This window comes from Enterobacter sp. CGMCC 5087 (assembly GCF_003144775.1).
Lineage (GTDB): Bacteria > Pseudomonadota > Gammaproteobacteria > Enterobacterales > Enterobacteriaceae > Enterobacter > Enterobacter cloacae_M.
In genome coordinates this window covers 18,497-41,007 of sequence record NZ_QFXN01000026.1, presented here as the reverse complement: position 1 = coordinate 41,007, position 22,511 = coordinate 18,497, and the positions used below count along the sequence as shown (strand labels likewise).

Here is a 22,511-nt window from a genome sequence, read left to right as displayed (position 1 = left end):
TCGGTCCCTTTTTCACATCTTATTGCTTATCGGGTAACGCGTACGCGATAACGTAATCCCCGCGATCCGGAGACTGGCGGGCGCCCCCGGCGTTAATGATGATGTACTGCTTACCGGTTTTCGGCGACACGTAGGTCATCGGGCCGGACTGGCTGCCGACCGGCAGGCGGTCTTTCCAGATCTCTTTCCCGGTGGCGGTATCAAACGCGCGCAGGTAGAAATCCTGCGTGCCGGCGAAGAACAGCAGACCGGACTGGGTAGAGAGCGAAGCGCCCAGCGTCGGCATACCGATTGGGATTGGCATGTGCATACGAATGCCCAGCGGGCCGGTATCTTCCACCGTGCCGACAGGCACCTGCCACACCAGCTTGCCGGTTTTCAGGTCAACGGCCGACATGGTGCCAAACGGCGGCTTCTGGCACGGAATGCCCAGCGGCGACAGGAAGCGTTCGCGCATCGCGCCGAACGGCGTCCCGTCCATCGGTACGATGCCCATCTCGATGCCGCTGGCGTTTTTCGCCACGTTAGCGCGCGGCACCATGTAGTTTGCCAGGCCCAGGCGCATATCGTTGACGAACATCAGGCTGTTGTTCGGGTCAACGGAGACGCTGCCCCAGTTCATCCCGCCGAGTGAGCCAGGGAACTGCAGGGAACGGTCGAGACCCGGCGGGGTGAAGACGCCCTGATGGCGCATCTCTTTAAACTGAATGCGGCACAGCAGCAGGTCGACAGGCGTCGCGCCCCACATGTCGGATTCGGTCAGCGTCTGGTTGCCAATCATCGGCATGCCAACGGAATACGGCTGGGTCGGAGAGTAGCGTTCACCTTCAACGTTACCCGCCGGAACGGGGCGTTCTTCTACCTTCGCCACCGGCTTGCCGGTTTCGCGGTTAAGCATGAAGATCATGCCCTGCTTGCTGGTCTGCACCAGCACAGGCGTGGTGCCACCTTTACCGTCAGGCAGATCGTACAGCAGCGGCTGGGAAGGCAGGTCAAAGTCCCACAGGTCGTGATGGGTTGTCTGGAAATGCCAGCGCACCTGACCGGTGGTCGCGTCGACGGCGACGATCGAGGAACTGTACTTATCATCCAGCGCGGTACGTTCGCCCGCCCAGAAATCCGGGGTGGCGTTGCCGGTTGGCAGGTAGATCAGGTTCAGCTTAGCGTCGTAGGACATCGCTGACCAGACGTTCGGCGTGCCGCGGGTGTAGGTCTGGCCTTCCGGCGGCAGGCCGGTCAGGTTCGGATTACCCGGGTCCCACGCCCACGCCAGCTTACCGGTGTGCACGTCGTAGGCGCGCACCACGCCCGGCGGTTCGCCGGTTGAGTAGTTATCCGCGACGCGACCGCCGACGACGACAACATTGCCAGCGACCAGCGGCGTGGAGGTCTGCTGATAATATCCGGGCTTGATCTCGCCCATGCCGATGCTCAGATCCACGGTGCCATGGTCGCCGAAGTCTTCGCAGACCTTGCCGGTATCCGCGTTGATGGCAATCAGGCGGGCGTCGGTGGTCGGCAGGAACAGGCGGCGAGGGCATGCCGCAGGCTGTGTTTCTGCCTGTGACGTTGTCACGCTGGAATGATCTTCAAAATAGCCCAGACCGCGGCAGCGCTGCCAGTTAGGCGCCGTGGCTTTGGAATCGTAGCGCCATTTTTCTTTGCCGGAATCCACGTCCAGCGCCAGAACTTTACTGTATGGGGTACAGACGTATAGCGTGTCGCCAATCTGCAATGGCGTGTTCTGATCTTCCGCGCCGGAGCCGTTGCTCTGCGGAATATCGCCGGTGTGCGCAACCCAGGCGACCTTCAGGTCGCTGACGTTGTGCTTGTTAATCTGGTCCAGCGCGGCGAAACGGTCGCCGTGGGTGGTATTGCCCCAGTGCTCCCAGTTCTTTTGCTGCTCGCCGGGGGCGACGGGTTTCACCGGAACGGGCTCGTTCGCTGCCACGAGGGTCTGCGGCTTAAACATCCAGCCCAGGCTGACCAGCATCGCCACCGCGAGCACGGCCGCGACGCCAAAAGCGGGAGCCTTGTTCGCGGCGCTGTGGTTTGCCGCGCGCAGGAAAGGCCAGACGATGGCGCAGAGGAAGGCCAGTACGGCAAAGGTAAACAGGCGAGAGAAGAGCGGCCAGAAATCCCAGCCCGCATCGCTTACCGCCCAGAACAGCGAGGCAATAAAGGCGATGCCGTAAAGCACGATCCCGCTGCTGCGATTGAGGAAAATCAGGATCGCGGCAATCACCATCACCACGCCCATTATCAGGAAGTATCCACTTCCGCCTACGGTGACGAGCTTAAAGCCCAGCCCGCCGACTGCCAGACCGATGAGCAACATCAGTCCGGCAAGAAGCCACTGCAGGATACGCGGTATCCCACGTGGCGCGCTGCCAAATGCCATTTCTGTCTCCTTAAGATCCCCCCGTCGTGCTGGGCATGTACCAGTTGGGTAATAAATGCGGAGGGAAGAATGATTAATACGGGTGAATTCGGAGTTACAAAATGCTTTGCGAACCATTTGGTGAATTCGCCGCTATGATAAAACTGTTAAATTGTTTTGCGCAATTGTTAATGATTTATTCCGCATTATTTGATTAACGCACAGGACAGACCCCTCGCCCCTGAGGGGAGAGGGTTAGGGGAGGGGCGAAAGGTTTTAAACCGGCATCGATTTGCGGATGGCGCTCAGAAGCGTATGCGCGCCCGTAGAAAGCGGGGTGTCTACGCGGGTCAAAATGCCGATAGGTTCACCGGGGCCAGGGGAGGTAATCGGCAGGGCGATCAGCGTTCCCTGACGTAAATCATCTTTCACCGCGCCGGAGGGGACGAACCAGACGTAGTCATAATCCAGCGTAAGCTGGCGCGAAAGCGAGGCCGACAGCGTTTCGATACATCCTGAGGGTAGCGTACACCCCTGCATTTGCAGCAAGGTTTCGGCGGTCTGCCGGGGAACGGTCCCTTTCGGGCAAACCACCACCGGCCACTCCATCACGCGGCTTAACGTGACCGTGTCCTGCAGCAGGGGGTGATCGGGACGAACCACCAGCTTCAGAGACTCCAGGAACAGCAGTTCATAGTTGAGGCCGCCCATTAGCTCAGGGTCGGACATGCGACCGATACCGAGATCCAGTTCGCCCGATTTCAGCCCCGCGAGCAGCATGGTGTTATTCATGGTGGCTACCTGAATCGTGGTATGCCGCTGCTGCTTGTGGAACTGGCCGATAACGGGCGGAAGGATGCCCAGCGCCGCGGTAGGCAAAGCCCCCACGCGCACCACCTCACTGGTTTGCTCTTCTTTTCGGTGCAGGGACTGGCCTGCGGTATTGAGCGCATCCAGCACTTTCACGGCGTGCGTGAGGAACTGTTCGCCCACGATGGTAAGCTGCGCCCCCAGCCGGCCGCGGTCAAAAAGGCGGGCACCGGTCAGCTGTTCCAGCTCGTTGAGGGTTTTTGAAAGCGCAGGCTGGCTCAGGTTGAGAGTTTCAGCCGCACGCCCCAGCGTTCCCTGTTGAGCGACGGCCACAAATGTATGCAAATGGCGCAAGCGTATGCGCTGACTGAACAGACCATTTTTTTCCATAGGCGATGTTAAAAACAGAGCGATGCGGGTGACAAGTTAAGTTGTTTAATTTTGATAACCTGATAGCAAAATATTTTTAACATTTGATCTGTTTGAGTTACAACATGTTTTTTGGCGGGGGAATAAAAGCGAACATCCTTGTTCATTTATTGCTCATTGCGGAGGGGGATCGTTTACCGGTTTAGATCACGCCGTCACCGCCATCGGAACACCACACCTGGCCGGACGTGAATGAACATTCATCCGAGGCCAGCGTGACGTACAGCGGGGCTATCTCGACGGGCTGGCCCGGACGTCCCAGCGGGGTGTCGCCACCGAACTCCTTCACTTTTTCCATCGGCTGTCCGCCGCTGGATTGCAGTACCGTCCAGTAAGGGCCAGGGGCAACCGCGTTGACGCGGATGCCTTTCGGACCCAGCTGTTTGGCTAAGGATTTGGTAAACACCGCCAGACAGGCTTTCGTCTGGGCGTAGTCCAGCAGCACGGGACTAGGCTTCACCGCCTGAACGGACGAGGTATTAATGATAACGGACGACGCTTTCAGGTGGCGCAGCGCCGCCTTGGTGATCCAGAAAGGGGCGTAAACGTTGGTTTTAAACGTTGCGTCAAAATCTTCCGTGGTCAGTTCCTCAAGCGATTCACGGTACTGCTGACGACCGGCATTGTTGACCAGAATGTCCAGCCCGCCCAGTTTCGACACGGCTTCTTCGACCAGATTCTGACAGAAGGTTTCGTCCCGGACGTCTCCCGGCAGCGCGATAGCCTTGCGACCTTCGGCTTCAATCAGGTCGATGACCTCAGCGGCGTCTTTTTCCTCTTCAGGCAGGTAGTTAATGGCAACGTCAGCGCCTTCACGAGCATAGGCGATAGCGACCGCGCGACCAATGCCGGAGTCGCCCCCAGTAATCAGCGCTTTTTTGCCGGCAAGTCTGCCATGTCCTTTGTAGCTTTTTTCCCCGTGGTCGGGTACGGGCTGCATTTCGGATGCCAGTCCCGGCGGCGTTTGCGGCTGTTCCGGGAACGGGGGCTGCGGGTAAGCGTTCGTACGTTGTTTAGTATCACTCATAGCTGACTCCTTAAGCCAAGGGGTGAGATTTGATGGATAACTGCAGCGTTAACGCTTCGCTGAATTATTTCTGCAAACGATCGACACGGACGACGGCAGGAGATGATTTTTTATCAAGCGAACCGTTGATACTGATCATCTGGTCGGGTTTTACCGTTCTGCCGTCGAAGACTGCCTGGGGAATAATAACGTCGATTTTTCCGGTTTTATCCTGAAATACAAACTTATCGCCGCTCCCGTCAATAAGATTACCGCGTAATGAAATTGTCGCACCATCATGCAATTCTTTTGCCTGCCTGATGGTCATAATACGCGCGTCGTCGGTTCCGCGATATCCGCTATCAAGCGCGTGGGGAGGCGGTGGCGCTTCGCCTTTTTGTAAACCCCCGTTATTATCTGCCCATGCGGCCGGAACCAAAAATATCAATAAAGCGGAAATAAGTGATAATTTCATCCGATATCCTTCATTTTGCGTGTCTTGACTTATTAAGTATTGTTGCTATTCCTTTATGTGGCAAATGTGATAAGTCCTAAAAACATTCGCGTTAGAAATCAAAATTATCGGATAATAAGCGAAACGGTGACGATGGCCATGAAGCGTGAAAATGAAAAGTTACCCGGGATAGATGAGAGTTACCGTTTGCTGACATTTGAATACGCGTTTCGTCAGGTGGGTTTTATTGTTCTGCTGGGTATTATCGTCGCGGCGATTGCCGGTTTTTTTTCCAGCGGAATGGTCAGTGATACTGTCAAAACGAATTCTGCTAAATCATTGACTATAAACTATGAACGCTTTGGGCGACGGGAGACAGAGACGCGGATGGCGCTCGCGTTTCCGGTGCAAACGGAGGGGAAGTATGTCCTCAGCATGGCCAGCGAGAGCAGCGATGCGTATGAGCCCGGCAGCGTCTGGCCGCAGCCGGATGCTATGTACAGCCGCGGAAAGACCCTCTTTTTTGTCTATAACAACCTGAAAAAAACCGACAGCTTCTCCGTGTTACTCTTCACGACACCTTCCAGAGCCGGTAAATGGAACACCGTCTTCCGCGTCAACAGCGAGCCGGAAATTAACATCTGGCAATTTATTTACCCCTAGGAGGCTGATATGGATATGGTCTTTCGCGCGCTGGCTATTTATCTGTTTCTGGTGGTGGTATTTAAAGTGGCCGGGCGTCGCGCGCTGCTGCAGATGACCAGCTTCGATCTCATTCTGCTCCTTATAATTAGTGAAGCCACGCAGCAGGCGCTTCTCGGACAAGATTTTTCCGTGACCGGCGCGATGATTACTATTACCACGCTGGTGGTAGTGGATATTATTTTCGGGCTGATGAAGAAATATTTCTCGCCGGTTGAGAATATTCTGGATGGCACTCCTGTTATTCTTGTTGAGAACGGCGTGCCGTTAGCCGATAAACTGAAAAAAGTTGACGTGTCCTGTGATGATATTCTGGTGTCCGCGCGTCAAAATAATGGTATTACGGAAATAAGCGACATTAAATATGCCATACTTGAGCGCAATGGCCATATTTCAATCATTCCTTTCGAGAAATAAGAGGCGGCAAGATGAGCAATCTTTTTCACGACAGCAATAATACCGTGGGTGAACTGACGACAAAGCTGGCGAGCAAATTAACCGATCTCGGGCTTCGCTTAACCACCGCGGAATCCTGCACGGGCGGAAAGCTCTCGGTGGCGCTTTGCGCAGAGGAAAACACCGCCGAATTTTATGATGTCGGCCTGGTCGTGTTCAGCGATGAAGCCAAAGCGCGGATCCTCGGCGTGCGCCCTGAGACGCTTGAGCGGTTTACGGCCGTGAGCGAGCAGACGGTAACCGAGATGGCCGCCAGTATCCGCGACATCGCCCAGGCGGATATCAGCATCGCCATCAGCGGCTACGCGGGCCCGGAAGGGGGCGACGACGGCACGGCGGCGGGGACGGTCTGCTTTGCGTGGAACATACGCGGCGAGACGAAGACCCGCACCGTGCTTTTCTCCGGTGACTGTCAGGACGTGGTCGAAAAAGCGGTGCATTACTCGCTGGCTGAACTTGTGACAACGTTGTCGGACGGGATTAACGGATAAAACTCAGTTGGAGGTTCTATGGCTGTCATAGTCATTACCGGCGGGACGGCGGGCGTTGGAAAAGCCACGGCGCTGCACTTTGCAAAGGCGGGTTACGACGTGGGGCTCATCGCCCGCGATGAAGCCAGCCTGCACTCTACCCAGGAGGAATTACGGCGCTTTGGCGTTAATGCCCACGCCGTGCAGGCGGACGTCGCCGACAGCCAGGCGGTGGTGGATGCCGCTAACGAAATTGAGTATCGCCTCGGCGCGATTGATGTCTGGGTGAACAACGCCATGGGGGCCGTTCTGGCACCGTTCCGAACCCTCACGCCGGACGAGTTTCGCCGCGTGACTGAGGTGACGTACCTCGGCTACGTGAACGGCACTCGCGCCGCGCTCGAACTTATGGTTCCGCGCGACAGGGGCGTAATAATCCAGGTGGGGTCCGCGCTGGCCTACCGTTCCATTCCGCTGCAGTCAGCCTACTGCGGGGCAAAAGCGGCGATCCGCGGGTTCACCGACGCGGTGCGTACCGAGCTGATGCATGAGAACAGCCGGGTTCAGCTTTCGATGGTGCAGATGCCCGGGCTCAATACCCCGCAGTTCGAATGGGCGAGGAATAAGTTTGCCTGGGCGATGCGCCCGGTGCCGCCCGTCTTTGAGCCTGAGGTGGCCGCCAGCGCCATCTTCAGGGTGGCGCAAAAACCGGTTCGCGAGCTGTGGGTCGGCAGCAGCACCATCCAGTCAATTGTCGGGCAATTTTTCTTCCCCGGTTTTCTCGACCGGCTGATGGTGAAAAAGGCGTGGGAAGGCCAGATGACCGACGATCTCAACGCGCCGGATCGTCGGGACTATCTCGACCAGCCGGTTAACGATCTGCATAAAATCCATGGCCGCTTTACTAACGAGGCGAAAACCCGCGCACCGTCCGTCACCTCCGGCATGCCGGGTAAGGTGGCGCTGGGCGCCCTCGCGGTGGCGGGAATAGTGCTGACGCGTCTGATAACCCGCCGGAAACCGTAATCAGCGCAGCGCGCTACGGTGCGTCCAGAACCAGCGATAGCCGTAGCCGCCAAGACTGAGCTTTACGGTTTTACCGCAAATCAGCGCGTCATCATAGCGCTTGTCCTCGAGACAGGCGGTCCAGGTGGCGTTGCGGATCCCTTTGGCGGTGAACTGCACCGGCTGGTTGCTGAAGTTGACGAAGGTCAGGATGCTGCGCTCGTCGGTCTCGTAATAGAGCCCCAGCACCGCGTCATCATCGATTGTGATAAGGCGAAAGGGCGCAACGGCAATTTCGGGGAACTCCGAGCGGGTATTGGCAATATCGATGATCCGGTGCAGAAGCGAGTTGTGGTGAAGCAGCGAATCGGCGACGTTGACTTTCTGATAGCGGTAAGGGCCGTGGTCGATAATCGGTGCGATAAATTTTTCAGGGTCGGCTGCAGAGAAACCGCCTCCCTGTGACCCCGCCCACTGCATCGGGGTGCGGACGGCGTAGCGCTCCTCCAGATCCAGGTCGTCACCCATGCCGATCTCGTCGCCGTAGCGCATCACCGGGACACCCGGCAGGGAAAACAGCACCGCGTGGCAGAACGCCAGCCGCTTCCGATCGCCGTTGAGCATCGGGGCCAGGCGACGGCGGATCCCGCGCTGATAGACGTTCATCTCCTCATCAGGGGCGAACGTGTCGAGGACAAACTGTTTGTCTTTCTGACTAATGCCTTCCAGATCCAGCTCGTCGTGGTTGCGCAGCCAGTTGGCAAAACAGCAGGAGTCAGGCGGGACGATCATCTTCTTCACCGCATTGCGCAGCGGGCGGGCGCTTTTGCGGGCCAGGCTGACGTAGAAATACTTGTTGAGCCAGAAATTGAGCACCAGATTCAGGCGGTCGTTTTTGCCGAAGTAGTCTTTATAGGTCTCAACGTCTACGTCAACTTCGCCAAGCAGGATCGCGTCCGGATTGCGCTCTTCGATAAGACGCCGCATATGCTCGAGGATCCACAGACCCTTTTTTTCATCACCGTTCCCTGCCTGGGTGGTGAGGTGGGACGCGGCATCGAGGCGAAATCCCGACACGCCAAGCTTGAGCCAGAAGAGGATGATGTTTTCAATCTCTTTAAGCACTGCGGGCGAGGTGAGGTTCAGATCCGGCTCGTGGCGATAAAACATGTGCCGGTAGTATTGTCCCGCCTCGTCGTCCCAGGTCCAGATGCTCTTTTCCACGCCGGGAAACATGGGGGGCGTATCGTCCTCGTCGTTATCCGACCAGAGGTAGTAATCACGATAGGGTGACGCCGGGTTACGGCGGGCCTGCTGGAACCAGGGATGCGCGTCCGACGTGTGCTGGATCAGCAGCTCGATAATGACCTGCATGCCCAGCTCGCGGGCCTGTTCGATAAAAGCGATGATATCGGCCAGCTTTCCGAAGCGGGGATCCACCTGGAGGTGGTCGCTGACGTCGTAGCCTTCATCGAGAAAGGGCGTGAGGTAAAACGGGGTGATCCAGATGACCGTCGCCCCCATGCGGCGAATATAGCGCAGCTTGGCCGCGATCCCGGCGATGTCCCCGCAGCCATCGCCGTTCAAATCATAAAATAGCGCGGTATCAATCTGATAAATAATGGCTCGTGTATGCCAGTCGGTCATAGCGTTCCTCAGTGATAGCCTTCAGTATCCGACACTTTGCCCCGGAAGACGTAGTAGCTCCAGGCGGTGTACACCAGGATCACCGGAATAATCAGCAACGTGCCTACCAGCATAAACAGCTGGCTGGCAGGCGGGGCCGCAGCTTCCCACAGGGTGATGCGCGGCGGAATAATGTTCGGCCAGAGGCTGATGCCGAGCCCGCTAAACCCGAGGAAAATAAGCCCCAGCGTCAGCAGGAAGGGGCGCGCGTGGCTGGCCGGGTTGCGGGTCAGGCGCCAGATCAGCACGCTGAAAAGCCCGACCAGCAGAGGCACCGGAAGGAACCAGAAGAAGTTGGGCAGGGTAAACCAGCGGTCGGCAACGTACTGCCAGCCGAGCGGCGTCCAGATGCTCACCACAGCGATGACGACCATCAGCGCCAGCAGCACGTGGCGGGTCAGCTCGCGCATGCGGGCCTGCAGCGCGCCTTCACTTTTCATAATGAGCCAGGTGGTGCCCAGCAGCGTGTAGGCCACAACCAGACCGATACCGCAGAAGAGATTGAAGGGGGTGAGCCAGTCAAGGGCGGAGCCAACGAAACGCCGCCCCTCAACGTCGAAGCCGTTAATCACGGCGCCCACCACCACGCCCTGGCTGAAGGTCGCGAGCAGAGAGCCGCCGGCAAAGGAGTAATCCCAGAATTTGCGGTGCGACGGCGTGGCTTTGAAGCGGAACTCAAAGGCGACGCCGCGAAAGATGAGGCCGATCAGCATCGCGGTGAGGGGGATGGTGAGCGCATCAATAATCACCGCATAGGCCAGCGGAAACGCGCCGAACAGCCCCGCGCCGCCGAGCACCAGCCAGGTCTCATTGCCGTCCCAGACCGGCGCCACGCTGTTGACCATCACATCGCGCTCCTTCGCATCGCCCACGAAGTTAAACAGCAGGCCGATGCCCAGATCAAAGCCATCCATGATGATGTACATCAGCGTGGCAAAGACGATGATGGCAAACCAGATAACTGAGATATCGACGCCCATCAGGTTCTCTCCTCTTCAGGAACAGACTCAGCGGCAGACAGCGGACGGGCGGGGGTGCCCGAGGTGTTTGACGTCAGCGTATCGACAGGCTGTGGTCCTTTCTTAATCAGCCGGATGAGGTAAACATAGCCCACCCCAAACACCGACGAGTAGACGACGAAGAACGCCAGCAGGCTGATGCTCATCTGCAGGGTGCTGTGCAGCGATACCGCGTCGATGGTGCGCAGATAGCCGTAAACCACCCACGGCTGGCGGCCCACCTCGGTGGTGACCCAGCCGGCGAGCAGCGCCAGCAGCCCGGCAGGCCCCATACAGAGGGCAAACCAGTGGAACGGGCGAGAGTGGTATAGCCGATGGCGATAGCGCAGCCAGACGCTGATAAGCCCGAGGGTAATCATCAGCAGCCCCATCCCGACCATGACGCGGAACGACCAGAAAACGATGGTTGAGTTTGGCCGATCTTCTTTCGGGAAATCCTTCAGCGCCGGGACCTGCTTATCCAGGCTGTGCGTCAGGATAAGGCTCCCGAGCGCGGGGATCTCCAGCCCGTATTTGGTGCGCTCTTCGTCCATATCCGGCAGACCAAACAGCAGCAGCGGGGTGGCCTCGCCGGGCGGATTTTCCCAGTGTCCCTCAATGGCGGCAATTTTAGCCGGCTGATGCTCAAGCGTGTTCAGGCCGTGCATATCGCCCACGACCGCCTGGATAGGGGCGACCAGCAGCGCCATCCACATCGCCATGGAAAACATGGTGCGGACGGCGGGAGTATCGTTACCGCGCAGCAGGTGCCATGCGCCCGACGCGCCGACAAACAGCGCGCTGCTCAGAAACGCGGCGATAGCCATATGAATCAGGCGGTAAGGGAAGGAGGGATTAAAGACGATCGCCAGCCAGTCCTGCGGGATAACCTGTCCGTTTTCAATAGTGAAGCCCTGCGGCGTATGCATCCAGCTGTTGGACGCGAGGATCCAGAAGGTCGACATCAGCGTGCCGAGCGCCACCATGCAGGTTGAAAAGAAGTGCAGACCCGGGCCGACCTTATTCCAGCCGAACATCATGACGCCAAGGAAACCGGCCTCGAGGAAGAAGGCGGTTAACACCTCATAGGTCAGAAGGGGGCCAGTAATACTGCCCGCGAACTGTGAGAACCCGCTCCAGTTGGTGCCAAACTGGTACGCCATGACCAGCCCGGAAACGACACCCATCCCGAAGTTAACGGCAAATATCTTGAGCCAGAAATGGTACAACGATCGCCAGACGTCGTTTTTGGTGCGCAGCCACATGCCCTCCAGCACCACCAGATAGCTGGCGAGGCCGATGGTAATAGCAGGAAAAAGGATATGAAACGAGACGGTAAAAGCGAACTGAATTCTGGCCAGATGGAACGCGTCGAGTTCGAACATGGTCCGTACCTCTGAAACGATGGGGCACGAGAATTGCCGGGCAGTTTATGGCTGCCCGGCAAAACCGATTACGGTTTAGTCTTACCGGCACCCAGCTCGGCACCGGTCAGCGGGTCGGAATGTGGATCGGACTTCGTGCGGGCAGACATCGCCTTGACCAGGGTTGCCTGTTCGGTCGTGAGCGTGACGCTTGCGCTGCCATCGCCGCCGTCAACCGCAGGCTGGGGGGACTCAACGTAATCGAAATGTTTATCGCTGTTCCAGCTTCCGCGAACCTCTCCACCTTCAGACATATTGTAGTACTTGTTGGTGAATTCCTCGATTGGCGGCAATTTTCCCGGTGGGAAATTATTACGGATGGACTGCAGCGCCTTCTCAAAGGAGAGCTGATGCGCCGCCTCGCGCGTCATCAGGAAAGCCAGAGCATCCTTTACGCCGGGATCGTCGGTTACATTGATCAGCCGTTCATAGATGATTTTCGCTCTGGCCTCTGCTGCCACGTTTGAGCGCAGGTCCGCCGTTGGCTCGCCGATGGTATCGACGTAGGCCGCCGTCCAGGGCACGCCCGCCGAGTTAGTGAGCGGGGTGCCGCCACCGTACAGCAGGGAGGTGATGTGGCTGTCATTGCCGTTTTCGGTCATGGAGCGATACAGCTCGGCCTCGTTTTCCACCCCTTCCGCCAGCGCGCCTTTGGCACCTTTATTAAGCATGCCGACCAGGGTACCGATGATTTCGAGGTGGCTTAGCTCCTCGGTGGCGATATCCATCAGCATATCTTTACGGCCCGGATCGTCATCGCTCAATCCTTGCGTAAAGTACCGGCAGGCGGCAGCCAGTTCGCCCTGTGGCCCACCGAACTGTTCCAGTAAAAGGTTGGCAAGGCCAGGGTTCGGTTCGGCAACGCGAACCGTGTATTGCAGCTGTTTGACGTGTCGGAACATGTTTGTTCTCCCTGATTATTTTTTTGCTTCGACGCCCGATGCGTCTGAACGCAGCAGGAACTGTTCCGTGGTCTGAGGAATATGGCGGATCAGCCAGTCGGCCATTTCGCGTTCTTCAGCCAGAATCGTCTCGATGGCCGGTACCGAGGCGACGTCGCCTGCTTTCTTAGCCGCCGCGAGCAGGGAGGTATAACAGGCTATTTCAAACTGTTCGAAAACATAGCCGCTGATCGAGCCCTTTACGATCTCATCCGACGGGAACATGCCGCCAATGGACTGCCCGAGCGCCGCCATTTTGCTCATCGAATCTTTTAAAACCGAACGAGAAATATCATTACGGTCGAGGATTTCTTCCAGCAATGTAATTTGCCGTTTTGTCTCATTAATATGCTGCTCAATTCTGGCGCGAACATCAGGATAATTATCGATACGGCTCGCCATGGATTCCAGCATAGATTCGGCTTGCTTTTCCATCGCATGGGCATCGCGTAGCCAGTCATGGTAGTGTTCTACGTGATTCATTATTGTATCCTCATTAGGGGTTCGCTTATTTGGTCTCACTTTCAGCAGCCTGATCGGCACGCGCGGCACTGTAGCCAGATAAATGGCCGACAATATTGGCGTAAATACTGATGATAATGACCCATAGTACGCTATTCTTCCACCATATTACGGAGGGGATGGCGAGAATGAACCATATTATGGCTGCCGCTAAATGGCACCGTTTAATTGTCCTTGGACTGATGCTCATTTTATTTAACCTGTATTATTGCGTCATCTCTGCGCTTTTTGGTTAATATTTCCTACGGCCAGGTCGGTGAGTTTAAGGTCGGTCTCTTTTTCTTCTTCCAGCGTTTCGGCAAGAAGCTTAACGGCTTTTTTATAGCCCAGTTGTTCTGCTAATGTGGCAAGGGTACCGTAGCTGGCAATCTCGTAATGCTCGACTTTTTGCGCGGCGGCAATAAGTGCGGCATCACGTACTTCATTTTTTTCCGTACTTTCGATGACTTCGTTGGCTTCTTCAATTAAGCCTTCCATCGCCACGCACTTCATGCGTTTGATCTTAATACCGTCTTCCTGCTCAACGATTTGGTCAATACGTTCAATCTGACCCTGCGTCTCTTCCAGGTGTGCAGTAAAAGCTGCGCTCAGCTTCTCGCTGGAGGCGGCGCGGGCAAGCTTGCTTAACGCTCGGGTTAGCTGCTTTTCTGCGCTGTAGGTATCCGACAGAAGATGAATAAAGACATCCTCGACGCTTTTCATATTCATAATAATTACGCTCCGGTAAAATAAAGAAAGGGTACTGCGAGCTTTTCAGCCCGCAGCATGCTCTCTGGTTTTATTAAAAGAGTATTAAATAAGATCAGGAGTTATCAGATTTACGGCCTCCGCCGTGACTGTTCTGTCCTCCTTTCTTACCCGCTTCAGAAGCGCGTTGCGGATCGTTTTTAAAGTTCCCACCGCTATGCTGGCCACCTTTACGTCCTGCTTCTGATGCTTTTTCACGGTCTTCAGCGAAATTACCGGAACCACCACGATGCTCTGCCATATTAAACCTCATAGTCATATATTGGTTATGTCAGTACGATACGAAAATATTCCGTATCACTCGTCGTTCGAGTAATAACTCTAGTCGCTGCGCGGCACCCGTCAAATGCGTTTTGCTATTTGCGGCTGCGTTATTTTTAAATATTTGTAAATTTACGCTTCGCTTAAAAAGGAAATATGGATAGACAGGAAGGACTTGTAAACAACCATTCAGATTAATCCTAACTTCGAGCTAAAATTTGAAAGGTGAGGATAAAAATAATGGCTTACTCAAATTGGTTAATTGGCATTCAGGAGAGACCCCAAAAATACTCCTTTATAGCTAGAAAGCGGAACTCTAAATAATTATAAGGAAAATCCTGGATAAAAGCGTTCAGGTTAAAAGGGCGGTTCCGTTCGGCGCTCTTCAGGGACCAGTAGCACACGGTTTGACCACTGTCGTCTTAAGATCACAATTCAGAAATTCTTCCCCCCGGAAGGAACGGGTTTCTCTACACTCCAGGTAATATTCACTGGAGGCATGACATCATGGCGAACACCATCACGGCTGATGACATTCGGGAACACTTTTCGCAGGCTATGTCGGCGATGTACCAGCAGGAAGTTCCGCAGTACGGCACCTTGCTTGAACTGGTTGCGGACGTAAACCTGGCGGTTCTGGAAAATAATCCACTATTACATGAACAACTGGCTAACGCCGATGAGCTTGCGCGCCTGAACGTGGAGCGTCACGGGGCGATCCGCGTCGGCACGGCACAGGAACTTTCAACCCTGCGCCGTATGTTTGCCATTATGGGTATGTTCCCGGTCAGCTATTACGATCTCTCCCAGGCGGGGGTGCCAGTTCACTCAACGGCGTTTCGCCCGATCGATGATGCGGCGCTGTGCCGTAATCCGTTCCGCATCTTTACGTCGCTGCTGCGCCTTGAGCTGATTGAAAACGTCGCGCTGCGCGAACGTGCGGCGGAAATCCTCTCTCACCGGAATATTTTCACCCCGCGCTGTCTGGCGCTTCTCGATCTGTATGAATCGGAAGGGCAGTTTACTGACGAGCAGGCGCACGAGTTTGTGCAGGAAGCGCTGGAAACCTTCCGCTGGCACCGTCACGCGACGGTCGATCAGGAAACCTATCTTGCGCTGCACAACGAGCACCGGTTGATTGCCGATGTGGTCTGCTTCCCCGGCTGCCACATTAACCATCTCACGCCTCGCACGCTGGACATTGATCGGGTGCAGGAGCTGATGCCGAAGTACGGTATCGAGCCGAAAATTCTGATAGAAGGCCCGCCGCGTCGCGAGGTGCCCGTCCTGCTGCGTCAAACCAGCTTCAAGGCGCTGGAAGAGCCGGTGCTGTTTGCCGGTGAACATAAAGGCACCCACACCGCGCGCTTCGGTGAGATTGAACAGCGCGGCGTGGCGCTGACCCCGAAAGGCCGTGAACTGTACGATAGCCTCCTCGCCCAGGCCGGTACCGGTAAAGATAACCTGACCCATCAGCTGCATCTGCGGGAGATTTTTAACGCCTTCCCGGACAGCGAAATGCTCATGCGCCGTCAGGAGCTGGCTTATTTCCGCTACCGCCTGACGCCAGCCGGGGAAGCGCATCGGCATGCGTTTCGTCCCGGAGACGATCCGCAGCCGCTGATCGAGCGCGGATGGGTGGTTGCCCAGCCGATCACCTACGAAGATTTCCTCCCGGTCAGCGCCGCGGGGATTTTCCAGTCCAACCTCGGGAACGAAACCCAGGCCCGCAGCCACGGTAACGCCAGCCGCGATGCGTTTGAAGACGCGCTGGGATGCCCGGTGTATGACGAGTTTACGCTCTACCAGGAGGCTGAAACGCGCAGCAAACAGCGTTGCGGTTTGCTCTGAAATCGTTACTCTGCTGGGGTGTGATGGAAAAATTAAGGTCGTTATGCAAAATCCTTCCGTCCCTGTGGTTGAAACGCGCCAGGGCGCACTGTCTGGTTTAACCGATGAAAACGTTCACGTCTGGTGCGGTATTCCCTACGCCGCGCCGCCCGTGGGGGAGTGGCGCTGGCGCTCGCCCCGGCCGCCTGAACGCTGGGATGGCCTGCGCGAGGCCACGGCCTTCTCGCCCTCAAGCTGGCAAAGCAGCGAGTACTGTCAGGAGCTAGGCGGCGGCGATCCGGGCCAGTTTTCCGAAGATTGCCTCTACCTTAACGTCTGGTCTCCCGCAGAGCGCGCCGAGCCGCTGCCGGTTATGGTCTGGCTGCACGGGGGCGGGTTTACGATTGGTGCCGGCGGCCTGCCGCCGTATAACGGCAAAGCGCTGGCCGCGCGCGGCGTGGTTGTGGTCACGATTAACTACCGTCTCGGCCATCTCGGCTTTTTCGCCCATCCCGCGCTGGAAGGCGAGGAAGGGCGCGTGGTGCATAATTTTGCCCTGCTGGATCAGATCGCCGCGCTCGAATGGGTGCGGGATAACATCGCCGGGTTTGGCGGCGATCCCGCCAATGTGACCCTGTTTGGAGAATCCGCTGGCGCGCGCAGCGTGCTCTCACTGCTGGCCTCTCCGCTGGCAGCTGGATTGTTCCATAAGGCGATTGTACAAAGCGGATACACCTTGCCTGACACGCCGCGCGAGCAGGCCCTGCAAAAAGGGGAAGCGCTGGCCGCCCATTTCGGCCTGGAAAATGCGACCGCCGGGCAGCTGCGCGCCATTCCGCCCGAGGCGTTCTGGCCGCTCACCGCGCCGCTGAACGTCGCCCCGGCGCCTATCGCAGGAGACTGTGTTCTGCCGGAAGCCATGCTGGACGTCTTTTTCGCCGCCCGTCAGCATCCGGTGCCGGTAATGATTGGCTCCAACAGCGATGAGGCCAGCGTGATGGCGGTGTTTGGCATCGATCTTGCCGGGCAAATTCAGAAGCTTCGGCGCGAACGCCGCTTCGGGCTCGGGCTGATTAAATTGCTCTATCCGGGCGTGAAAGGCGATGAAGAGCTGGGCAGGCAGGTGTGCCGCGACATGGCGTTTACCACCATGGGCTACGTGGTGATGCAGGCCCAGCAGCGCGTCGGCGGATTGTGCTGGCGCTACTGGTTTGACTATGTTGCAGAGGCGGAACATGCCACGTACATCAACGGTGCCTGGCACGGCAACGAAGTTCCCTACGTCTTCGATACGCTCGGTCAGGTGGAGCCTTCACGTCAGTACGTCAATGAGCGAGATCTGCAGTTTGCTGCCCACGTGGCGGATTACTGGGTGAGCTTTGCGCGTGACGCGGGTCCTCGCGACAGCTTGCCCGGGCCGACGCACTGGCCCGCGTGCCGCAAAGGTCGGGACGTTCTGTTACGCATTGGCGTGAATAAACATGCAGCGTTCAGGCTTGAAAACCGCTTTATGCGCGCCCGTATGAGCCTCTTCAAGCGGGTAATGAAGCACCACGTCAGCCTCGATTAAGCAAACAGGCGCGAAACGCCGCGAGACCATTTTCCTCGCCTGGCGTTTCGCGTAGCACCAGCCGGTAGCTTGCGCCAGTTTTAATGCTTGTCTCATAGGGCCGTACCAGCCTTCCAGCGTGAATATCTTCTGCCACCAGCGTTTCGTCGGCGATGGCGACGCCCAGCCCCTGAATGGCGGCCGTAATGGCGAGATCCATCGTGTCGAAGTGTTGATTTTTGTGCATGGCAAAGCCCGGGCCTTCCTGTTTCGTCAGCCACAGCGACCAGTCCGTCTTATCCCTTGTGGGGTGAAGGAACGTCAGCGATCCCAGCGTTGCCCCCGCCCGCACCGGGCTTATCACCGGGGTTAGCGCCTCTTCGAACAGCAGATCGCCTGCGCTCATGTGCGTGCCGAACACGATGGCCGCGTCGTAAGATTCGGTTTTGAAATTGACGTTGTGATCGGTGGTGGTGGTCAGCGCGATCTGCAGATCCGGATGCTCGCGCTCCACCTCCAGCAGGCGCGGCACCAGCCAGCGCATGGCGCAGGTGGGGGCCTTCAGCCGGATCACCCTGTGCTGGCTGCGGGCCTGGTCGGCCACGGACAGCAGCTGCTCGAAAGCGGACTGCAGCTCCGGAAGCAGGGCGCTGCCCTGCGGTGAGAGGCGCAGCCCGCGCGCGTGGCGTTCAAAAAGCGGAAAGCCAAACCACGCCTCAAGGGAGGCAATCTTGCGGCTCACTGCCCCCTGCGTCAGACACAGTTCGGCGGCGGCATGGGTAAGATTGAGGTGACGCGCGGTGACTAAAAATGCGTCGATGGCATTAAGGGGGAGCGAACGGCGTGACATAAAAATCACCTCAGCTATGCATTTTTCTCATGGCTATTATGACAACAATTCGATTGTCCCGACAGCACAGATGTTGTTTGAATAGTTATGCAATGTCCATGAGAAGGGAAAGAGGATGACTTTACGAACGCCTGTGCAAACGCGCTCCAAACTGCCGGATGTGGGAACCACCATTTTTACCGTTATCGGCCAGCTCTCGGCGCAGCATAACGCGATTAACCTTTCTCAGGGCGCACCGAATTTTTCCTGCGACCCGAAGCTGATTGCGGGCGTCACCCGCGCAATGGAGGCGGGGCATAACCAGTACGCATCGATGACCGGCCTACAGCCGCTCAAAGAACGTATTGCCGATAAAATTGCCACGCTATACGGCACGCAGTACGACCCTGCCAGCGAGGTGCTGGTGACCGCCAGCGCCAGCGAAGGGCTCTATTCGGCGATTAGCGGGCTGGTGCACCCGGGCGATGAGGTGATCTACTTTGAGCCGTCCTTTGACAGCTACGCGCCGATTGTCCGTCTTCAGGGGGCAACCCCGATTGCCATCAAGCTCACCGTGCCGGATTTTGCCGTCAACTGGGATGAGGTTCGCGCCGCGATCACGCCGCGCACGCGCATGATCATCATTAATACGCCGCACAACCCGAGCGGCCAGGTCTTCTCCGCCAATGACCTGCAGCAGCTGGCGGCGCTGACGCGCAATACCGATATCATTATTTTGTCTGACGAAGTGTACGAACACGTCGTTTTTGACGGCGAGCCGCACCACGGGATGGCCACGCACCCGCAGCTGGCGGAGCGCAGCGTGATTATTTCCTCTTTCGGAAAAACCTATCACGTCACCGGGTGGCGCGTGGGTTACTGTGTTGCACCGGCGGTACTGATGGACGAGATTTGTAAAGTCCATCAATTTTTAATGTTTTCTGCCGATACGCCAATGCAGCACGCGTTTGCTGAGCATATGCTCGACCCGCAAACCTGGCTGTCGCTGTCGGCGTTTTACCAGCGCAAGCGCGATCTGCTGCACAGCCTGCTGGCCGATTCGCCGTTTACGCTGCTGCCGAGCGCCGGATCGTTCTTCATGCTGGCGGACTACAGCCAGTTCAGCGACGAGCGCGACAGTGAGCTGGTGAAACGGCTGATCGTTGAGTACGGCGTTGCCACCATTCCGCTGTCGGCGTTTTATGCGGACGGTACGGATAATAAATTGATTCGTCTCTCTTTTGCGAAAGATGAGGCGACGTTACGGGCAGGTGCCCAGGCCCTGTGTCGGGTTAAACCACGCTGAGATAGGCTCTGAGGAGTTGTAGATGAAATTACGCGCGTTAGTTGTCGGCATGGGATTGCTGTGTACTTTTTCTTCCTTCGCGGCTACCGAGCTGCGTTACGGGCTGGAAGCGGAATATCCGCCGTTTGAGAGCCGCAATGCGGCGGGCGAACTGGAAGGGTTTGACGTTGAACTGGGGAATGCCATCTGCAAAGCGGCAGCGCTGAAGTGCAGCTGGGTTGAAACCTCCTTTGATGCGCTGATCCCGGGCCTGGTGGCGAAGAAATTTGACGCCATCAACTCGGCGATGAACATCACCGAGCAGCGCCGCAAGAGCATTGATTTTACCCAGCCGATCTACCGTATTCCGTCGCAGCTGGTCGGCAAGGCAGGTACGGCGGTTGAGGCAACGCCTGAGGGGCTGAAGGGCAAAACCATCGGCGTGCTGCAGGGATCCATCCAGGAAACCTATGCCAAAGAGCACTGGGAAAAGCAGGGTGTCACCGTGGTGTCTTATAAAGATCAGAATATGGCCTGGGGCGATCTGCTGAATGGCCGTATCGACGCCTCGCTGGTCATGTCCGCGGCCGGGCAGGCAGGTTTCCTCAGTAAGCCGCAGGGGAAAGGGTTTGGCTTCATCGGCAAACCGGTGTCTGACGACACTATCCTCGGCAGTGGGATCGGTTTTGGGTTGCGTAAGGGTGACGAGGCCACCAAAAAGCAGCTTGATGCCGCGATCGATAAAGTACGTGCCGACGGCACGATCGCTAAACTCGCTGATAAGTACTTCCCGGGTATCGATGTCAGCGTAAAATAACCGCCTCATTAGCCCCGGCGAACGATGTCGCGCCGGGGCATTTTTCTACACATTTTCCAGGCTTTCTTTACACCACTTTCGGGCCGTTCTGGTCGACAGAAAATATTTCTCACTTTGTTCATATAATCACCGGCCAACAATTGGATTCTTAACCATTTTTGTTTAGGCTGTGCGTTCTTTCTTGCCGTCATTTCGCCGAGCGCGGAACACATTCACACGACCATAAGGACGTTTTTCCAGGCATGAATCGCAGACGTTTTCTAAAAGGCTCGCTGGCAGTGGCAGCCCTGAGCGGCACATCTGGCCTTGCTTCCCTGTTTTCCAAAGCGGCATACGCTGCCGACTCTGACATTGCTGACGGCCAGAGCCGTCGTTTCGACTTCTCCGTACTGCAATCCATGGCGCATGACCTGGCAAAAACCCCGTGGGGTGGCGCGCCGCGCCCGCTGCCGGAGACGCTGGCCACCATGACGCCGCAGGCGTACAACGCCATTCGCTACGATGAAAAACAGTCACTGTGGAACAACATTGAAGGGCGTCAGCTGGACGTGCAGTTCTTCCATATGGGGATGGGGTTCCGCCGCCGCGTGCGGATGTTCTCGCTGGACCAGTCGACCTCTATGGCGCGCGAGATCCACTTCCGTCCGGAGCTGTTCAGCTACGGCGAAACGGGTGTGGATACCAAACAGCTGGAAGGGCAAAGCGATCTCGGCTTTGCGGGCTTCCGCGCCTTTAAGGCACCTGAGCTGGCGCGTCGCGATATCGTCTCTTTCCTGGGCGCGAGCTATTTCCGCGCGGTGGATGACACCTACCAGTACGGCCTTTCCGCGCGCGGTCTGGCGGTAGACACCTTTACCGACACCCCGGAAGAGTTCCCGGACTTTACCTCCTTCTGGTTTGAAACCGTCAAGCCAGGCGACACGACTTTTACCGTCTATACGCTGCTGGACAGCCCGAGCATCACCGGCGCCTATAAATTCGTGATCCACTGCGAGAAGAGCCAGGTGATCATGGAGGTGGAAAACCACCTCTACGCGCGGAAGGACATCAAGCAGCTCGGCATTGCGCCGATGACCAGTATGTTCAGCTGTGGCAATAACGAACGCCGCATGTGTGACACCATTCACCCGCAAATTCATGACTCCGACCGCCTGGCAATGTGGCGCGGCAACGGGGAGTGGATCTGTCGTCCGCTGAACAACCCGCAGAAGCTGCAGTTCAACGCGTATATGGACAAAAACCCGAAAGGGTTCGGCCTGCTGCAGCTCGATCGCGATTTCTCCCACTATCAGGACGTGATGGGGTGGTACAACAAGCGTCCAAGCCTGTGGGTGGAACCGCGTAACGACTGGGGTAAAGGCGCGGTTGGCCTGATGGAGATCCCGACCACCGGTGAAACGCTGGATAACGTGGTCTGCTTCTGGCAGCCGGAAAAAGCAGTCAAAGCGGGCGACGAGCTGGACTTCAAATATCGCCTCTACTGGAGCGCGATGCCGCCGGTGCGTTCTCCGCTGGCCAACGTCTTCGCCACCCGTACCGGCATGGGCGGGTTCCCGGAAGGCTGGGCGCCGGGCGAAAACTACCCGAAAGTATGGGCCCGTCGCTTTGCGATAGATTTTGTCGGCGGCGATCTGAAGGCCGCTGCGCCAAAAGGCATCGAGCCGGTGATTACGCTCTCCAGCGGTGAAGCGAAGCAGGTGGAGATCCTCTACGTTGAACCGTTTGACGGCTATCGCATCCTGTTTGACTGGTACCCAACCTCGGATTCGACGGAGCCTGTGGATATGCGTCTGTTCCTGCGCTGCCAGGGCGACGCCATCAGTGAAACATGGCTGTACCAGTATTTCCCACCGGCGCCGGATAAACGTAACTACGTTGACGACCGGATAATGCGTTAACGATCGATTCCC

22 protein-coding genes are annotated in these 22,511 nt (G+C 57.1%); 9 read left to right on the top strand and 13 right to left on the bottom strand.

What is annotated here, in order from left to right:
* Positions 1-19: 19 nt before the first annotated feature.
* From DEO48_RS02065 to DEO48_RS02050, 4 genes are all read right to left on the bottom strand, one after another.
* A complete protein-coding gene (locus DEO48_RS02065) occupies positions 20-2,401 on the bottom strand; it encodes a glucose/quinate/shikimate family membrane-bound PQQ-dependent dehydrogenase (protein ID WP_109844207.1) in 2,382 nt (793 codons plus the stop codon).
* 255 nt (positions 2,402-2,656) lie between these two features.
* Positions 2,657-3,580 (bottom strand): LysR substrate-binding domain-containing protein, encoded by a 924-nt coding sequence (locus DEO48_RS02060; protein ID WP_109844206.1) that lies wholly within the window; start codon positions 3,578-3,580, stop codon positions 2,657-2,659.
* 181 nt (positions 3,581-3,761) lie between these two features.
* Positions 3,762-4,646 (bottom strand): SDR family oxidoreductase, encoded by an 885-nt coding sequence (locus DEO48_RS02055; RefSeq protein ID WP_109844205.1) that lies wholly within the window; start codon positions 4,644-4,646, stop codon positions 3,762-3,764.
* Between the two features lie 64 nt (positions 4,647-4,710).
* The gene (locus DEO48_RS02050; RefSeq protein WP_039262530.1) at positions 4,711-5,100 is read right to left on the bottom strand and encodes a YdeI family stress tolerance OB fold protein; all 390 of its coding nucleotides are present in this window, start codon (positions 5,098-5,100) and stop codon (positions 4,711-4,713) included.
* A 138-nt stretch (positions 5,101-5,238) separates the two neighbouring features.
* Between DEO48_RS02050 and DEO48_RS02045 the strand changes: the two genes are divergently transcribed.
* From DEO48_RS02045 to DEO48_RS02030, 4 genes are read left to right on the top strand one after another with little or no spacing between them, the layout of a single operon-like run.
* Positions 5,239-5,742, top strand: a complete 504-nt coding sequence (locus DEO48_RS02045) for a hypothetical protein (RefSeq protein WP_109844222.1) — start codon at positions 5,239-5,241, stop codon at positions 5,740-5,742.
* Positions 5,743-5,751: 9 nt separating this feature from the next.
* Positions 5,752-6,198 (top strand): DUF421 domain-containing protein, encoded by a 447-nt coding sequence (locus tag DEO48_RS02040; RefSeq protein ID WP_023311671.1) that lies wholly within the window; start codon positions 5,752-5,754, stop codon positions 6,196-6,198.
* Between the two features lie 11 nt (positions 6,199-6,209).
* The gene (locus DEO48_RS02035) at positions 6,210-6,728 is read left to right on the top strand and encodes a 2-oxo-tetronate isomerase (protein WP_109844204.1); all 519 of its coding nucleotides are present in this window, start codon (positions 6,210-6,212) and stop codon (positions 6,726-6,728) included.
* Positions 6,729-6,746: 18 nt separating this feature from the next.
* Entirely contained in the window at positions 6,747-7,733 is a 987-nt protein-coding gene (locus DEO48_RS02030; protein WP_059445520.1) for an SDR family oxidoreductase, read from the top strand.
* On the opposite strand, the gene DEO48_RS02025 is transcribed toward DEO48_RS02030, so the two are convergent.
* The 8 genes from DEO48_RS02025 to DEO48_RS01990 all read right to left on the bottom strand — a co-directional run bounded on the left by DEO48_RS02025 (position 7,734) and on the right by DEO48_RS01990 (position 14,271).
* On the bottom strand, positions 7,734-9,359 hold the full coding sequence (locus tag DEO48_RS02025; protein WP_109844203.1) for an alpha-amylase family protein: 1,626 nt from the start codon (positions 9,357-9,359) through the stop codon (positions 7,734-7,736).
* Positions 9,360-9,367: 8 nt separating this feature from the next.
* A complete protein-coding gene (gene cydB, locus DEO48_RS02020) occupies positions 9,368-10,378 on the bottom strand; it encodes a cytochrome d ubiquinol oxidase subunit II (RefSeq protein ID WP_039262523.1) in 1,011 nt (336 codons plus the stop codon).
* Positions 10,378-11,781 carry a cytochrome ubiquinol oxidase subunit I gene (locus tag DEO48_RS02015; protein WP_023311676.1) on the bottom strand — a complete coding sequence of 468 codons (1,404 nt, stop codon included), beginning with the start codon at positions 11,779-11,781 and terminating at the stop codon, positions 10,378-10,380. The genes cydB and DEO48_RS02015 overlap by 1 nt, the downstream gene beginning before the upstream one ends.
* A 68-nt stretch (positions 11,782-11,849) precedes the next feature.
* A complete protein-coding gene (locus DEO48_RS02010) occupies positions 11,850-12,722 on the bottom strand; it encodes a manganese catalase family protein (protein WP_008502274.1) in 873 nt (290 codons plus the stop codon).
* A 15-nt stretch (positions 12,723-12,737) separates the two neighbouring features.
* On the bottom strand, positions 12,738-13,244 hold the full coding sequence (locus tag DEO48_RS02005; RefSeq protein WP_024908416.1) for a ferritin-like domain-containing protein: 507 nt from the start codon (positions 13,242-13,244) through the stop codon (positions 12,738-12,740).
* A gap of 25 nt (positions 13,245-13,269) precedes the next feature.
* Positions 13,270-13,473: a hypothetical protein gene (locus tag DEO48_RS02000; protein WP_008502273.1), complete on the bottom strand. Its 204-nt coding sequence runs from the start codon at positions 13,471-13,473 to the stop codon at positions 13,270-13,272.
* A gap of 23 nt (positions 13,474-13,496) precedes the next feature.
* Positions 13,497-13,991, bottom strand: a complete 495-nt coding sequence (locus DEO48_RS01995) for a ferritin-like domain-containing protein (RefSeq protein WP_109844202.1) — start codon at positions 13,989-13,991, stop codon at positions 13,497-13,499.
* A 94-nt stretch (positions 13,992-14,085) separates the two neighbouring features.
* Positions 14,086-14,271 carry a general stress protein gene (locus tag DEO48_RS01990; RefSeq protein ID WP_004150795.1) on the bottom strand — a complete coding sequence of 62 codons (186 nt, stop codon included), beginning with the start codon at positions 14,269-14,271 and terminating at the stop codon, positions 14,086-14,088.
* A 527-nt stretch (positions 14,272-14,798) separates the two neighbouring features.
* Between DEO48_RS01990 and DEO48_RS01985 the strand changes: the two genes are divergently transcribed.
* Both DEO48_RS01985 and DEO48_RS01980 read left to right on the top strand, forming a co-directional pair.
* On the top strand, positions 14,799-16,142 hold the full coding sequence (locus tag DEO48_RS01985) for a VOC family protein (protein WP_109844201.1): 1,344 nt from the start codon (positions 14,799-14,801) through the stop codon (positions 16,140-16,142).
* A gap of 43 nt (positions 16,143-16,185) precedes the next feature.
* Positions 16,186-17,691, top strand: a complete 1,506-nt coding sequence (locus tag DEO48_RS01980) for a carboxylesterase/lipase family protein (protein ID WP_109844200.1) — start codon at positions 16,186-16,188, stop codon at positions 17,689-17,691.
* On the opposite strand, the gene DEO48_RS01975 is transcribed toward DEO48_RS01980, so the two are convergent.
* Positions 17,678-18,520: a LysR family transcriptional regulator gene (locus DEO48_RS01975; protein ID WP_109844199.1), complete on the bottom strand. Its 843-nt coding sequence runs from the start codon at positions 18,518-18,520 to the stop codon at positions 17,678-17,680. The two genes, DEO48_RS01980 and DEO48_RS01975, sit on opposite strands and share 14 nt — an antisense overlap.
* 115 nt (positions 18,521-18,635) lie before the next feature.
* On the opposite strand from DEO48_RS01975, the gene DEO48_RS01970 reads away from it, so the two are divergent.
* From DEO48_RS01970 to DEO48_RS01960, 3 genes are all read left to right on the top strand, one after another.
* On the top strand, positions 18,636-19,805 hold the full coding sequence (locus tag DEO48_RS01970) for a pyridoxal phosphate-dependent aminotransferase (protein WP_109844198.1): 1,170 nt from the start codon (positions 18,636-18,638) through the stop codon (positions 19,803-19,805).
* 22 nt (positions 19,806-19,827) lie between these two features.
* Positions 19,828-20,601 carry a transporter substrate-binding domain-containing protein gene (locus tag DEO48_RS01965; protein WP_025756391.1) on the top strand — a complete coding sequence of 258 codons (774 nt, stop codon included), beginning with the start codon at positions 19,828-19,830 and terminating at the stop codon, positions 20,599-20,601.
* A 242-nt stretch (positions 20,602-20,843) separates the two neighbouring features.
* Positions 20,844-22,499: a glucan biosynthesis protein D gene (locus DEO48_RS01960; protein ID WP_023311684.1), complete on the top strand. Its 1,656-nt coding sequence runs from the start codon at positions 20,844-20,846 to the stop codon at positions 22,497-22,499.
* The last annotated feature ends 12 nt before the right edge of the window (positions 22,500-22,511 follow it).